Source organism: Parabacteroides sp. 52 (genome assembly GCF_010500925.1).
In the GTDB taxonomy this organism is placed as follows: domain Bacteria; phylum Bacteroidota; class Bacteroidia; order Bacteroidales; family Tannerellaceae; genus QVMG01.
On the sequence record NZ_QVMG01000001.1, the window covers coordinates 346,551 to 361,211 of the forward strand.

The 14,661-nt window shown below is 41.4% G+C and carries 15 protein-coding genes; 8 read left to right on the forward strand and 7 right to left on the reverse strand.

The annotated features are described in order from the left end of the window. Positions 1–9: 9 nt before the first annotated feature. The 8 genes from D0T51_RS01400 (at position 10) to D0T51_RS01435 (ending at position 7,724) form a co-directional block, all read left to right on the forward strand. Entirely contained in the window at positions 10–1,029 is a 1,020-nt protein-coding gene (locus D0T51_RS01400; protein ID WP_163724149.1) for an efflux RND transporter periplasmic adaptor subunit, read from the forward strand. 15 nt (positions 1,030–1,044) lie between these two features. Then, entirely contained in the window at positions 1,045–4,191 is a 3,147-nt protein-coding gene (locus D0T51_RS01405) for an efflux RND transporter permease subunit (protein ID WP_163724151.1), read from the forward strand. 74 nt (positions 4,192–4,265) lie between these two features. Then, on the forward strand, positions 4,266–4,559 hold the full coding sequence (locus D0T51_RS01410; RefSeq protein WP_163724153.1) for a PG0541 family transporter-associated protein: 294 nt from the start codon (positions 4,266–4,268) through the stop codon (positions 4,557–4,559). A gap of 3 nt (positions 4,560–4,562) precedes the next feature. Continuing rightward, positions 4,563–5,117, forward strand: a complete 555-nt coding sequence (locus D0T51_RS01415; protein ID WP_163724154.1) for an STM3941 family protein — start codon at positions 4,563–4,565, stop codon at positions 5,115–5,117. Between the two features lie 14 nt (positions 5,118–5,131). Continuing rightward, positions 5,132–5,830: a response regulator transcription factor gene (locus tag D0T51_RS01420; RefSeq protein ID WP_163724156.1), complete on the forward strand. Its 699-nt coding sequence runs from the start codon at positions 5,132–5,134 to the stop codon at positions 5,828–5,830. A gap of 112 nt (positions 5,831–5,942) precedes the next feature. Then, positions 5,943–6,530, forward strand: a complete 588-nt coding sequence (locus tag D0T51_RS01425) for a 50S ribosomal protein L25/general stress protein Ctc (RefSeq protein ID WP_163724158.1) — start codon at positions 5,943–5,945, stop codon at positions 6,528–6,530. 139 nt (positions 6,531–6,669) lie between these two features. Then, entirely contained in the window at positions 6,670–7,233 is a 564-nt protein-coding gene (gene pth, locus D0T51_RS01430) for an aminoacyl-tRNA hydrolase (protein ID WP_163724161.1), read from the forward strand. Between the two features lie 65 nt (positions 7,234–7,298). Beyond that, positions 7,299–7,724, forward strand: coding sequence for an RNA-binding S4 domain-containing protein (locus D0T51_RS01435; RefSeq protein ID WP_280778456.1), 426 nt, complete (start codon positions 7,299–7,301; stop codon positions 7,722–7,724). Position 7,725: 1 nt separating this feature from the next. On the opposite strand, the gene D0T51_RS01440 is transcribed toward D0T51_RS01435, so the two are convergent. The 7 genes from D0T51_RS01440 to D0T51_RS01470 all read right to left on the reverse strand — a co-directional run bounded on the left by D0T51_RS01440 (position 7,726) and on the right by D0T51_RS01470 (position 14,651). Further along, positions 7,726–8,742, reverse strand: a complete 1,017-nt coding sequence (locus D0T51_RS01440) for a Gfo/Idh/MocA family protein (protein ID WP_163724163.1) — start codon at positions 8,740–8,742, stop codon at positions 7,726–7,728. A 92-nt stretch (positions 8,743–8,834) separates the two neighbouring features. After that, positions 8,835–9,146: a type II toxin-antitoxin system RelE/ParE family toxin gene (locus D0T51_RS01445; RefSeq protein WP_163724164.1), complete on the reverse strand. Its 312-nt coding sequence runs from the start codon at positions 9,144–9,146 to the stop codon at positions 8,835–8,837. Beyond that, the gene (locus D0T51_RS01450; protein WP_163724166.1) at positions 9,128–9,394 is read right to left on the reverse strand and encodes a hypothetical protein; all 267 of its coding nucleotides are present in this window, start codon (positions 9,392–9,394) and stop codon (positions 9,128–9,130) included. Before D0T51_RS01450 ends, D0T51_RS01445 begins: the two co-directional genes overlap by 19 nt. Positions 9,395–9,522: 128 nt before the next feature. After that, positions 9,523–10,614 (reverse strand): glycine cleavage system aminomethyltransferase GcvT, encoded by a 1,092-nt coding sequence (gene gcvT / locus D0T51_RS01455; RefSeq protein WP_163724168.1) that lies wholly within the window; start codon positions 10,612–10,614, stop codon positions 9,523–9,525. Between the two features lie 17 nt (positions 10,615–10,631). Then, positions 10,632–11,846, reverse strand: coding sequence for a peptidase T (gene pepT, locus D0T51_RS01460; RefSeq protein WP_163724634.1), 1,215 nt, complete (start codon positions 11,844–11,846; stop codon positions 10,632–10,634). A 22-nt stretch (positions 11,847–11,868) separates the two neighbouring features. After that, positions 11,869–13,272: an amidophosphoribosyltransferase gene (locus tag D0T51_RS01465; RefSeq protein WP_163724170.1), complete on the reverse strand. Its 1,404-nt coding sequence runs from the start codon at positions 13,270–13,272 to the stop codon at positions 11,869–11,871. 143 nt (positions 13,273–13,415) lie between these two features. Then, positions 13,416–14,651 (reverse strand): 3-deoxy-D-manno-octulosonic acid transferase, encoded by a 1,236-nt coding sequence (locus tag D0T51_RS01470; protein ID WP_163724171.1) that lies wholly within the window; start codon positions 14,649–14,651, stop codon positions 13,416–13,418. Positions 14,652–14,661 lie beyond the last annotated feature (10 nt).

The following is a 14,661-nucleotide window of genomic DNA, read 5'->3' on the forward strand; positions in this document are numbered from 1 at the left end:
TAATATAAAATGAAAACAACTAACTTGATGAAGTTAATACCGGTAGCAGCATTCGTTCTGTTGATGTCTTGTTCCGGCGAAAAGAAAGAGGCTGTGACCCCTGTTGAAGAGAAAACAAAAGTCAAACTGGAGACTGTACATACACAGGATGTGGACCAATTGGGAGAGTTTACAGCAACAGTAGAAGCGCATATTTCAAATAATATTGCCCCGCAATCTCCTTTGCGTATTGAGAAACTGCATGCAGAGGTGGGCGACCATGTCAAAGCCGGACAGTTGTTGGCAACTATGGATGCGACCAATCTGAAACAAACCCAGTTGCAAATTGCCAATCAGGAAATCGAATTCAAACGTATCGATGAACTGTATAAGGTAGGAGGAGCTTCGAAATCAGCCTGGGATGCACAAAAAACATCCTTGGAAGTCAGCCGCGCACAGCTTCAAAACCTTCAGGTAAACAACCAACTGCTCAGCCCTATCACAGGTATTGTGACTACCCGCAACTATGACAGTGGAGATATGTATAACGGTTCTACCCCGGTATATGTAGTAGAACAAATCCGCCCGGTCAAGCTGATGTTGAATGTATCGGAAAGTTATTTCACCTATGTAAAAAAAGGAATGGATGTAGACATCAAACTGGATGTATATGGAGACGAAATATTCAAAGGCAAAGTCCATTTGGTTTATCCGACTGTAGATCCGACAACCCGCACCTTCCCGGTTGAAGTACGTATAGCCAATAATGACGAGAAAGTACGCCCGGGTATGTTTGCCCGTATCACCTTAAGTTTCGGTACACTCAAACACGTTGTTGCTCCGGACCAGGCAGTTGTAAAGCAGGCAGGTTCAGGTGATCGTTATATGTATGTATATAACAATGGAAAAGTATCTTATAACAAGGTAGAGTTAGGCCGTCGGATGGGTAATCGCTACGAAGTGATCTCCGGGGTGAAAGATGGTGACCAGGTAGTTATTACCGGACTAAACCGTTTGACAAACGGACAAGAAGTTGAAATTGTACAATAAGAAAAAACAAACAATATGAGTTTATATGGATCAGCGGTTAAAAAGCCGGTAACTACAGCCCTTGTATTCGTTGCTATAGTTATCCTGGGTCTTTTTTCCTTAACCCGATTATCGGTGGACTTGCTTCCACAGATCGAGACCAATATGATTATGGTTATGACGGCCTATCCGGGAGCCAGTGCTTCCGATATCGAAATGAACGTAACCAAACCATTAGAAAATACATTGAATAGTGTGAGTGATTTGAAAAATATCACTTCACAATCCAGAGAGAATATATCTATCGTCACACTGGAATTTGAGTATGGAACCAATATCGACGTAGCTACAAACGATGTGCGGGACAAACTGGACATGGTAGAGTCGGCATTGCCGGATGATGTGGAAAACCCTGTCATCTTCAAATTCGGTACCGATGATATACCCATCCTTTTATTATCCGTGACTGCTGAAGAGAGTACCAGTGCACTTTACAAGATTTTGGACGATAAAGTAGCCAACCCGCTGGCGCGTATCAGCGGTGTAGGTGCAGTATCTATCGCCGGTACCCCTATCCGTGAGTTACAGATCTATTGCGACCCTTATAAGTTGGAAGCATACGGTCAAACGATTGAAAGCATCTCGGCTATCATTGCCCAAGAGAACCGGAATACACCAGGAGGTAGTATCGATATCGGTTCAAATACCTATTCTTTGCGTGTACAGGGTGAGTTCACGGAAGCCAGTCAGATGTTGAATCTGGTAGTTGGTAACATAAACGGCAAGACTGTTTACCTGCGGGATGTAGCCCGGGTGCAAGACACAGTTGAAGAACGGGCACAGGAGACATTCAATAACGGTATTCGTGGAGGTATGATTGTTATTCAGAAACAATCAGGAGCTAACTCTGTGGAGATCTCAAACAAAGTATTGGAAAAGCTTCCGGAATTGCAGGCGGAATTACCTTCTGATGTAAAACTGGGGGTCATTGTCAATACCTCGGAAAATATCCTGAATACGATCAACAGTTTGGTGGAAACAATCTTGATCACTTTCATCATTGTTATGTTGGTGGTATTTATCTTCCTGGGACGATGGAGAGCTACATTTATTATTATTCTGACAATCCCTATCTCTTTGATTGCGGCTTTCGCTTATTTATTAATGTCAGGCAATACACTTAATATCATCTCCTTAAGCTCACTCTCCATTGCGATTGGTATGGTTGTGGATGATGCTATTGTGGTATTGGAGAATATTACCACCCACATCGAACGGGGAAGTAAACCCAAACAAGCGGCTATTCATGCGACCAACGAAGTTGCGATTTCTGTAATCGCTTCTACACTGACAATGTTGGCCGTGTTCCTTCCATTAACGATGGTGACAGGTTTGGCCGGTATCTTGTTTAAACAGTTGGGATGGATTGTAAGTATCATTATGATTGTATCAACTTTGTCGGCATTGACATTGACACCGATGTTGAGTTCACAATTACTTCGCTTGGATCCGAAGAAAGGAAAATTGTATGTACTTTTCTTTACACCGATCGAAAAGGCACTCAATAAACTGGATATACTCTATGCCCGCTTCCTGCACTGGTCGGTACGACGCAGAAAAACAATTATTGCTGCTGCATTTTTGGTTTTCGCAGGAAGTATGTTGTTGGTGCCAACCGTAAAGACGGAGTTCTTCCCCACACAGGATAATGCACGTATTGGGGTGAATATACAGCTACCCATCAGTACACGCCAAGAGATCACACGTGAACTGGCTGTAACGATTGATAAAGAGTTCCGCGAAAAATATCCGGAAATAAAAGTGTTGAACTTCAGCGAAGGACAGGCAAATACAGACAATACGTTTGCACAGTTGAGTGAGAATGGCTCACACATCATTGAAATGAACGTGAGTTTATACAGCAAGGGCATACGTCTGGAAAAGTGTGGTAGCAACAGAACATTGAGTGAAATCTGTGAGTTGATGCGCCAGGACCTTTCGGCTTATTCAGAAATAAAAGAGTTTGAAGTATTAGCCGGCGGTGGCGGCGGCAGCATGGGAGGAGAAACATCAGTAGATATTGAAATCTACGGATTTGACTTTGCCACAACAGATGCTGTTGCCAATCAGATAGCCGAACGTATGAGAAACTCCAAAGGAACTTCGCAGGTGAATATCAGCCGGGAAGACTATACCCCTGAATATCAAATTGATTTTGACCGGGAAAAATTAGCACTGAATGGATTGAATGTAACAACAGCCTCTATGTATCTTCGTAACCGTATCAATGGTTCGGTAGCATCTAAATACCGTGAAGATGGAGACGAATATGATATCCGGGTTCGTTACGCTCCGGAATTCCGTCAATCGACTGAAGATTTGGAAAACATCCTAATGTATAATAATACAGGAGGAGCTATTCGTCTACGCGATGTAGGTACTGTGGTAGAACGCATGACCCCTCCTACGATTGAACGTAAGAATCGGGAACGTGTAATTACCGTATCTGCGGTTGTTGGACCGGGAGCAGCCTTGAGTGATGTGGTTGCTGCGGCAAACAAAGAGATGCGAAGTATGGATATTCCTTCCGATATCAGTTGGCAGATTGGTGGTACTTACGAAGACCAGCAGGATACGTTTAAGGATCTGGGTATTTTAATGTTGTTGATTATCATTTTGGTATTCATTGTGATGGCTGCCCAGTTCGAATCATTGGTCGACCCGTTTGTGATCATGTTCTCTATTCCGTTTGCATTCACCGGGGTTATACTCGGATTAGCCATTACGCAGACTCCATTGGGGGTTATGGCATTGATCGGGGTGATTATGTTGATGGGTATCGTTGTGAAGAACGGTATCGTATTGATCGACTATACTATCCTTTGCCGCGAGCGAGGCATGAGTATCTTGACGGCTGCCGTAGCCGCTGGTAAATCCCGTCTTCGCCCGGTATTGATGACTACCTTAACAACTGTATTGGGTATGATTCCTATGGCAATTGGCACAGGAGAAGGAGCTGAGATGTGGCGTTCCATGGGTATGACAGTAGCCTGGGGACTTTCAGTATCCACCTTGATCACATTGGTTATTGTTCCGGTTGTATACAGTGTTTTCGCGGCTAACGGAGTAAAACGCAGACGCAGAAAATTAACTAAATTACGTCATCTGGAAGAATTAGAATAAATAAGAAGCCTTTGAGGGTGCCTGGAAGCACCCTCACCGCTTCTTTTAATATTCACTTTATAATAATAAAAACAATGAAAGCTGTATTTATATCTTTTAATCAGGCATATTACGAAATGATTCTTGCCATAATGGACCGTAATAACATACGGGGATTTACTTATTGGGAAACAGTACAAGGACGCGGAACACATAAAGGGGAACCTCATTATGGCAGCCATGCGTGGCCTACATTGAACTCTGCCATCCTGGCTATTGTAGAAAAAGAGAAAGTAAGTAACTTCCTGGATTTACTGAATAAATTAGATAAACAAACGGAAGCACAAGGGCTACGTGCTTTTGTGTGGGATGTAGAACAAAGTATTTAAGCCATGACCCCTCTTGTAATCAAATTCACCTTAATAAAGAAAAAAGTAAGAAGCCTGCTTTTGATCGCGCTTATATCCGCAATCTGCGGTATTGCCGAATTATATATCTCCCACCTATTGACTTTTGGCGGAGGTCGCTTCGTACTTCTTATTCTGGGTATCGTCTCTCTATCAGTGACTCTCTTTTGTATAAGAGGTTATTATCAATTATACAAAGAAAAGTTCACGGCTATGTATATCTCGGATGAAGGTATCCATGATATCTCTACCGGCAATCATATAGGAACCGTTCTGTGGAAAGACGTTGAGAAAATAAAAATAATGAGTGATATCAGCAACCCCAAACTTAAATACATCGTATTAAAGGTGGTTAATCCGAACGAGTACATCAGCCGGGAGATTTCCCGAAGTAAAAAACGGACGTTGGAACTGAAATTACAATATTACGGATCACCGATCTGTTTCTCTCACCGGGCACTGAATTGCACATTCGATCAATTGAAAGAAGCTGTTCTTCTGAAATATGATCAATATAAAAAAGGACAAGCTGAAACCTAAAAACAATAGACAATATGGAACAAGAATTGAACATTCTGGTGTACGAACCTAATGAATCATTAGGAAGTATGATTCGGGAATTTTTAATGATGGAACATTTCTCTGTCACTCTATTCAAGCATGCAGAAGAGTTATTTGCAGCAGCAAACGCTCCCCATTCCGTATTGTCTATTATTAGTTTAATCGATAATGTTGATGCGGGCTTTGCTATCGCTGAAAAACTGAAAACTCAGAACAATGAAATGGCTATTGTCTTTATAGGAAATCTTCCTGTCAAAGAAACTATAGTGAAAGCTTACGAATCAGGTGCGGATGATTTTATCCGTGCTCCATTTAATATGGAAGAACTCTATTACAGAGTTCGAGTGATACTCAAAAGGATGCATAATATAAAGACAAACAAAAATGATATCAGCATCTATAAAATAGGTAACTATTATTTCAATACAAAGAAACAGGTTCTCACTTTGGATGAAAAAAATCAGAAATTGACAACCAAAGAGGCCGAACTACTGCTCCTTTTATGCAAATATGCCAATACACTGATTGAAAGAGAACGTGTATTGCAGGTAATATGGAAAAGTGATACCTATTTCAATGCCAGAAGCATGGACGTGTATATCACCAAACTGCGTAAGTTGTTAAGCCAAGACCCCTCCGTTGCTATCGTTAACATTCATGGCAAAGGTTATAAGTTAGTAACAAATCAATAGTATCATTTTGCAGATAGAAATAAAACCTTTATCTTTGCACCGCTTTTTAGCCCCGTACGTGTGATGGGAAATTAGGAAGCAACTAATTTTGAGTAACACAAAAATTTACAAAATGAAAACATTTTCTGTAGAAGGCAAATCAAGAGCTATCGAAACTAGCTCAGCCGATCAAAAAAGAGCGTTGAAAGCGCTGCGTTCACAAGGTCAGATTCCTGCTGTATTATACGGTGGTGAAAAAGTAATTCACTTCAATGTAGGTAGCGATGCTGTTCGTCATTTGGTTTATACACCGGAAGTATTCTTGGTGGAATTAACAATCGACGGAAAAAAGATCATGGCAATCGTAAAAGACTTACAATTCCAACCCGTAACAGATGAATTATTACACATTGATTTCCAGGAAATCTTTGCTGACAGACCAGTGGTTATTGAAATACCTGTTACTTTGGAAGGATATGCCGAAGGGGTTAAAGCCGGGGGTAAATTGACTTTGCGTATGAGAAAGCTGAGAGTAAAAGGTCTTTATGCTAAATTACCAGAAAGACTGGTTATCAATGTTGATAACTTAGGTTTGGGTAAATCTATGCAAGTAGGCGAATTAAGCTTCGAGAACCTGGAGCTGATGAATGCAAAGAATGCTGTTGTTTGTGCCGTTCAGTTGACGCGTGCTGCCCGTGGTGCTGCTGCGAAGAACGCATAATCAATCGACACTATCGATTAAACAAGCAAATTGTATATAATAAAAGGGCTTTATTCGCAAGAATGAGCCCTTTTTTAATTATAAACTATTAATTGCTAATTATAAACCTCTTATAATTAGTTATTCACAATGAAACAAAATGAAATATCTGATTGTCGGATTAGGTAATATTGGTTCCGAATATTGGGGCACCCGCCATAATATCGGCTTTCGCGTAGTAAACAAACTGGTAGAAGAAGCCGTAGCCTTTTTCTCCGAACAACGCTACGGAGCTGTAGCCCATATGCGGGTAAAAAACAAAGAATTGGTCGTTTTAAAACCCAATACATTTATGAACCTGAGTGGAAATGCCGTTCGTTTTTGGCTGCAAAAAGAAAACATCTCTATAGAAAACCTTTTGGTGATCGTAGACGATATAGCCCTCCCCTATGGCACACTCAGATTGAAACCCAAAGGAAGTGATGCCGGGCACAACGGTTTGAAGAATATCCAACAACTACTGGGTACCCAGGAATACTGCCGCCTTCGCTTTGGCGTGGGAGATAACTTTCCACGAGGAGGGCAAGTTGACTATGTATTGGGACAATTTGACCCCGAAGAAATTGAGCAGATGCCGGACAAACTGAAACGTGCCATTGAGATAATCAAAAGCTTTTGCCTTGCCGGTATACAAATCACGATGAATCAATACAATAATAAATAACGAATGAAGAATGAAAAGCGATCATACATTCTTCACTCCCCATTCTTAATTCTTAATTAAAAACCGTGAAAGACGAAGTAAGAATAGATAAATGGATGTGGGCTACCCGCATCTTTAAAAGCCGCACAATAGCAGTTGATGCGTGTAAAAAGAACAGGATCATGATAAACGGAGTGAATGCTAAAGCTTCCCGTATGATCAAGGTAGGAGAAGTGATACAGGTGCGTAAACCTCCTATCACCTATTCCTTCAAAGTATTGGCTTTAACAGAGCGTCGCATGGGCGCCAAATTAGTAGCAGAGTATCTAGAGAACGTTACCCCACCCGAACAGTATGAAATCCTTGAGATGAATCGTATTTCCGGCTTTGTCAACCGATCCAAAGGCATGGGACGTCCCACGAAGAAAGACCGGCGCGAATTGGAACAGTTCGCCGATCCTGATCTGATGGGGGATGGTTTTGATTTCGACTTTGATTTTGATGAGGATTAATTCAGTCTGCCGGATAAACAACTCCCAGTTGGCGGCGGACTTCATCCATTATCTCTAGAGTAATCAGCGAGTGGGTATGACTATTGATTGTTGACTCCCGCTTACCAGCCTGGATAAGGTCTATAAATTCCTTAACCTCATAATAATATTCATCCTTATCTGTCAGTGCACTGATATCTTCCGGTTCTGCCTGTACACCTTTACCGGAAGCCGAATCCTGACGGGCGGCATAAGTAACCTTTTTTATAATATTAATCCGATCCAGAAATATATTCCCATCTTCCCCCTGTATCTCAGTAGGCAGTGATGAATTGGCTATCTTAGAATATAAAATGGTAGCATTCAAATCACCATAATCAAAATTGACCGCACCTTGTCCATCCACACCTGAAGATAATACAACTCCACTTGCATCTATTTTACGCGGGCGTCCGAATAAAACCACCATAGGATAAAGGGTATAAATACCTATATCCATCATAGCTCCGTTCGATAGTTCCGGTTTAAAAGCATTTAATACTATTCCTTCTTTATATTTATCATAGCGGGAAGAATATTGACAATAAGACGAAAAATAACGGCGTACCTGCCCTACCCGATCCAGATTGTCCCGCACAGCTAAAAAGTTAGGGGTCAGTGTAGGTTTCATCGCCTCCATCAATGTCACCTTATACTCTTGGGAGGCATTGATCATTTCATGAGCTTCACGCGCATTCGATGCGAAAGGTTTCTCGCATAATACATGCTTCCCGTGACGCATACACAATATACTCTGAGAGGCATGCAGAAAGTTGGGCGAGGCTATATAAACAGCATCGATCAAAGTGCTTTTTGCCATCTCTTCCAAAGAGGTAAAAGTATAGGGAATATCATGTTTCGCAGCAAAAGTATCTGCCGTTTCTTGTGTCCTGGAATAGACTGCTGTTAATTCAAAACGTTTATCTTGCCGGGCTCCATTAATAACCCAGTCTGTTATAAAATTCGTACCAACTACCCCAAATCGAATTTTGCCATTCATATATTTCCCCGTTTATTTATTACAAATATATTGATTTTTCTCACGAAGATATAAGGATTTGACATATCAAAAAACGAACAAAGCAACTTCTTTCATAAAACAGTAATCTCCAAAGGATTCTTTCTACAGTCCCAAACTGTATGAATAAAGATCACTTCTTTTGTGACTTCATAAATAATTTTATAATTATTCCAAACAACAAGATAACGGTAACACGCTGAAAAATCAAGAAGAAAAGATTCTTTTGCACCAATGTAGGGGTGAGAAATCAAGATATCTGTCACACTAAAAAATAGGTTAAATAATTCTTCTGCTCTTTTCTCGTTCACTTCAGCCAAAAAAGCACAATGTTCTTCCACATCTTCTATCGCCCGGGGCAGCCAAATTATTCTCCTTTCCTCCATCTCAAAGGCCGGTTACGAAGTTCTTCCTGATCTATACCCAAACCTGCTTCTTTCTGTTTTCGAGATATCTCAATTGTTTCCCGAAGTTTTTCTCTATTCTTCATCACTATTGAGATCGTATCCTCACTCACAATAGGCGACCAATCGCTTTGTTTGCCTAGCGTTTCTAGTTCTTGTAAATAAAGCACTTCCTGGTCTTTCACCTTCGGCTGCTCCGTTTCTTTCATTTTATAAGGTTTTGCTTTCATATATCCCCCGTTTATTTATTACAAATATAACACATTATCTCATTCACTCATAAGGTTTTGAATAAAAAAAAGAGAATACCTCTCGGCATTCTCTTTTATTGAATCTTTCTTTGTTCGTATTCGGATTCTTATTTCTTTGCTCTGAAAGGAGCTTTTATTACTGCTGCTTTCAGGTTACGGTTGCGCACCTGAATAAAAAATTCGGTTCCTATTTTTGTCAGTTCCGGATTTACATAACCCATTCCGATTCCTTTTTTCAAGAAGGGAGACATAGTTCCCGAAGTGACCACACCAATCTTATTACCTTCCGCATCGACAATGTCATATCCATGCCGGGGTATCCCTTTATCAATCAGTTCAAAGGCACATAATTTCCGGGTAACTCCTTCTTTTTTCTGACGTTCCAATTCAGTCCGGTTGGTAAAGTTCTTTCCATCGACGAACTTCGTGATCCAACCCAATCCGGCTTCAATGGGCGAAGTGGTATCATCCAAATCATTTCCATACAAACAGAAACCAGCCTCCAGACGCAAGGTATCCCGTGCTCCTAAACCAATAGGTCTGATGCCTTCTATTTTTCCTGCTTCAAACAAGGCATTCCAAATAGTCATTGCATCATTCAGATAGAAGTATAATTCAAAACCTCCGGCTCCCGTATATCCGGTATTGGAGATAATCACATTCTTACATCCGGCAAATTCTCCCACCGTAAAAGTATAATAAGGGATCTCGGAGAGATTTACAGAAGTCAACTTTTGCAATACTTCCATTGCCTTCGGGCCTTGTATAGCCAATTGGCCTATAGCATCTGAGGAATTCTCCAACTCTGCTCCTACCGCGTTATGACTGACACACCAATCCCAGTCTTTCTGCAGATTACCAGCATTGACCACCAATAAATATTTTTCATCTTCGTAACAATAGACCAATAAGTCATCCACTATTCCCCCTTTATCGTTTGGGAAGCAGGAATACTGTATCTTTCCGGGAGTCAGTTGGGCCACATCATTGGATGTGATTGTTTGAAGAAAAGCCAAAGCATTCGGCCCCTTCACCCAGAATTCACCCATATGAGAGACATCAAACACACCGACACCATTCACTACGGTCATGTGTTCGTCAATAATACCGGTATATTCAATAGGCATATTAAAACCGGCAAATTCATGCATTTTTGCACCTAAGGCAATATGCATATCGGTAAACGGAGTTGTTTTCATGTTTTTTTCGTTTAAGATTAATGAGCCAGGAGCTCGGCTATTTTAATAATTGTTTCCATACTCTTTTCAAGAGAAGATACCGGAAGAAACTCATAACGCCCATGGAAATTATGCCCACCTGCAAAAATATTCGGGCAAGGCAATCCCATAAAAGAAAGACGTGCCCCGTCCGTTCCACCACGAATTGGCTTTACAATCGGTTTGACTCCTACGGCCGTCATCGCTTCAAAGGCCAGGTCTATTATATGTTTTTTCGGTTCTACGATCTCACGCATATTATAATACTGATCCCGCATTTCCACCGTTGTACTACCCGGATATTTATCATTCATCAAGGCAACCAAGGTTTGTATATTATCTTTTTTCTTTTCAAAAAGTTCTTTCGAATGGTCACGGATGATATAAGAAAGGCTGGCTTCTTCCACCGTTCCTGTCATTGCCGTTAGATGATAGAAACCTTCATACCCTGTCGTTGTTTCCGGACGCTCGGTAACAGGCAACCAGGAGGCAAATTCAGCAGCCAATAAAGAGGCATTTACCATTTTGTTTTTTGCTGTTCCCGGATGTACATTCAAGCCTTTAAACAAGACCTTCGCAGCAGAAGCGTTGAAATTCTCATATTCAAGTTCACCGATTTGTCCTCCGTCAATGGTATATGCCCATTCACATCCAAACTTCTGCACATCGAAATGATCTGCTCCCTGCCCTATCTCTTCATCCGGAGTAAAGGCGATACGTATTTTTCCATGTTTGATATCCGGATTCTCTTTCAAATATTTCATAGCAGCCATAATAGCCGCAATCCCTCCTTTATCGTCAGCCCCCAACAATGTTTTTCCGTTGGTTACGATAATTTCCTGTCCGACATAATCCAATAGTTCGGGGAACATTTGGGGAGAGAGAATGATATTATCCTCCCTGGAAAGCGGTATTTCTCCTCCTTCGTACTTCACTATACGGGGTTGCACCTCTTTGCCTGACATATCCGGACTTGTATCCAGGTGAGCAATAAAACCGATAGTCGGTATTTCCTTGTCGGTATTCGCCGGCAGGGTTGCCATCAGGTAACTTCTCTCATCCAGAGTGATATCCTCCAGTCCGATAGTCTCCAATTCTTTTACCAGTTCAAGAGCAAACACACGTTGTCCCGGTGTACTGGGAGTGATTCCTGTCTCTTCATTTGACTGTGTATCGAAGGTGACATACTTTAAAAATCGTTCGATCAGGTTCAGATTCATAAGGCTGTTATTTTATTTAAGATTCACTTTTCCCATTATAACAATAGGTACAAACACATTCTTCCGGTAATCCGATTGATTCAATCATATCCTCTACCGTATTAAACTTCAACGTAGTTATATTCAATTTCTTCCGAATACATTCCACCATGGCAGTATATTGCGGAGAATCGGTTGCAGCATATTTATCCAGATCTTTATCGGCATCCCCTTCCAACTCCTGTATGATTCTACGGGCAATCAATTCCAAAGAAGACTTGGAAGCAGAGAATCCGAGATAAGGACAGGAGAACAATATCGGAGGACATCCTAAACGCATATGCACCTCTTTCGCTCCATAGCCATAAAGAATACTCACATTATCACGCAACTGGGTGCCACGCACAATAGAATCATCACAGAAAATTACTCGTTTATCTTTCAACAAATGTCGATTCGGTATCAATTTCATCCGGGCCACCAGGTCACGTACCGACTGATTGGCCGGAGTAAAACTACGCGGCCAGGTCGGGGTATATTTTATAATTGCCCGGCGATACGGGATGCCTTTTCCTTCAGCATATCCCAGTCCCATGCCTATACCGGAGTCCGGAATAGCCGATACATAATCAGCTTCTACCTTATCCTTCTTAGCCATAGCCACACCACTGGCATACCGTACAGCATCTACATTCACTCCTTCATAATCGGACACCGGATATCCATAGTAAACCCACAGGAAAGAACAAACCTGCATCTTTTTATTGGGTTTGCGCAACTGTGTCAGTTTATCTGCCGTCAAATGAATGATCTCTCCCGGCCCTACATTATATTCCAGTTCAAAATCCAGGTTCGGAAAGCTACAAGGTTCACTCGATGCCGCATAGGCTCCCTCCTTTTTTCCGATTAAGACCGGGGTACGCCCCCACTTATCACGGGCAGCAATAATCCCTTCCTCTGTCAGGATCAGCATAGAACAAGATCCTTTTACCTTCTCATGTACAATTTCGATCCCTTCCACAAAGGTCTTTCCTTGAGAAATAAGAAGAGCTATCAATTCGGTCTGATTAGTTTGTCCCGAACTAAGTTCCGTAAAATGCACCCCTTTGTCCAACAACTCGGTTTCCAGCTCTTTCAGGTTATTCACCTTGGCAACCGTCACCAGGGCATATTTACCCAAGTGCGAATTGACAAAAATAGGTTGTGGATCCGTATCACTAATCACCCCCAAACCGGAATTTCCTTTAAATTTATCCAGTTCTGATTCAAAACGTGTACGGAAATAGGAGTTTTCTAAATTGTGAATGGAACGTTTAAAAATCCCTTCGTGTAGTGTTACCATCCCCCCTCTGCGGGTACCTAAATGTGAATTGTAATCAGTGCCATAAAAGAGATCGGTAGCACAAGCCGATTTAGAAATAGTTCCGAAAAAACCACCCATTGTATTCTATGTGTTTATTTTATTATTTGGACACAAATGTACAAGATTATTTTCAGAAATAAGGACTAAATTCCTGCATTTAGTATGCGTCTTTTATATCAAAAACACATAAAAGAAGAGCGTGTAAAAAGAGGGGTATAAAATTATAAAGGTAAAACCTTCACTATCTTTTCTGTTGCACCGATATTGTTCTCTACAAAATCCCCGGCAGCCTTTCCGGCTGTTTGCAATAAGTCCTGATAACTCAGGAAGTTATTCATTTTTTCATCCAATTCCTCCTGACTTGCTACCGAGAAACCTCCTCCTACTGCAATCAGGTCTTTTGCTTCTTTGAACTTATGATATGTAGGTCCGAATAAAACAGGAATCCCATATACCGCAGCTTCCAACGTATTGTGAATACCTGCCCCAAAGCCTCCTCCTATATAAGCGATATCGCCATACCGGTAAATAGAAGACAAGAGTCCGAAGCTATCGACAATGATACAATCGTTATGGGCCGAATCCTTCTCAAGCATCTCCGACAAACGTACCGAAGGACGTTTCAACAATGATTCTATATGCATCAAATGCTCCCGATGTATTTCATGGGGTGCAATAATAAGCTTCAGGTCTTTCCGTTCATTAAAATACGTAATAAAGAGTTCTTCGTCCTGTGGCCAGGAACTTCCGGCGATTAACACAGGTAATTTTTCTCCTTTTGTGTTTGTCCGGAAAGACTCTATTTCCGGGATCTCCCTTCTTTGCTTATAGACATCCCATACCCTGTCAAAACGGGTATCTCCGGTAACAGTCACCTGGTTTATTCCATATTGTTCTAATAATTCTTTCGAAGAATTGTCCTGCACGAATAAACGATCAAAACAGTGCAATATCCGACGGTAAGATTTCCCATACCACTTGAAGAAGAGCTGCTCCCGACGGAAAATAGCCGAAACGATATATACCGGAATCCCCCGCTTCTTCAGTTCACCCAGATAATTCGCCCAGAACTCATATTTGATAAAGATCGCCATCACCGGATTCGCCAGGTTGAGGAACTTCTTCACTTTATAAGGCGTATCAAAGGGAAGGTAACAGATAATGTCAGCCCCCGCATAGTTTTTTCTTACCTCATAACCGGAAGGGGAAAAGAAAGTCAATAAGATCTTATATTCCGGATAGTCCGCTTTTATCTTCTCTATCATGGGACGTCCTTGTTCAAACTCTCCCAGAGAGGAGGCGTGAAACCAGATATATTTAGCCTTTTTGTCGATTTTCTCCCGAAGAATCGCGTTCGTTTTCCATTGACCGAAGCGCATCAATCGCGCCTTTTTGTGGAAGGGGGAGATTAAAATTACAACAAACGAATAGAGTTGAATAAGCAAACTGTAAAACATAGTCTGTGGT

Excerpts from the sequence above, each read along its gene's own strand:
- D0T51_RS01410 (WP_163724153.1), top strand. The coding sequence starts at position 4,266 with ATGAAAGCTGTATTTATATCTTTTAATCAGGCATATTACGAAATGATT.
- D0T51_RS01445 (WP_163724164.1), bottom strand. The coding sequence starts at position 9,146 with ATGGAGGAAAGGAGAATAATTTGGCTGCCCCGGGCGATAGAAGATGTG.
- D0T51_RS01465 (WP_163724170.1), bottom strand. The coding sequence starts at position 13,272 with ATGGGTGGTTTTTTCGGAACTATTTCTAAATCGGCTTGTGCTACCGAT.
- D0T51_RS01425 (WP_163724158.1), top strand. The coding sequence starts at position 5,943 with ATGAAAACATTTTCTGTAGAAGGCAAATCAAGAGCTATCGAAACTAGC.
- D0T51_RS01400 (WP_163724149.1), top strand. The coding sequence starts at position 10 with ATGAAAACAACTAACTTGATGAAGTTAATACCGGTAGCAGCATTCGTT.
- gcvT (WP_163724168.1), bottom strand. The coding sequence starts at position 10,614 with ATGAAAACAACTCCGTTTACCGATATGCATATTGCCTTAGGTGCAAAA.
- pth (WP_163724161.1), top strand. The coding sequence starts at position 6,670 with ATGAAATATCTGATTGTCGGATTAGGTAATATTGGTTCCGAATATTGG.
- D0T51_RS01415 (WP_163724154.1), top strand. The coding sequence starts at position 4,563 with ATGACCCCTCTTGTAATCAAATTCACCTTAATAAAGAAAAAAGTAAGA.
- D0T51_RS01420 (WP_163724156.1), top strand. The coding sequence starts at position 5,132 with ATGGAACAAGAATTGAACATTCTGGTGTACGAACCTAATGAATCATTA.
- D0T51_RS01405 (WP_163724151.1), top strand. The coding sequence starts at position 1,045 with ATGAGTTTATATGGATCAGCGGTTAAAAAGCCGGTAACTACAGCCCTT.
- D0T51_RS01450 (WP_163724166.1), bottom strand. The coding sequence starts at position 9,394 with ATGAAAGCAAAACCTTATAAAATGAAAGAAACGGAGCAGCCGAAGGTG.
- D0T51_RS01470 (WP_163724171.1), bottom strand. The coding sequence starts at position 14,651 with ATGTTTTACAGTTTGCTTATTCAACTCTATTCGTTTGTTGTAATTTTA.
- D0T51_RS01440 (WP_163724163.1), bottom strand. The coding sequence starts at position 8,742 with ATGAATGGCAAAATTCGATTTGGGGTAGTTGGTACGAATTTTATAACA.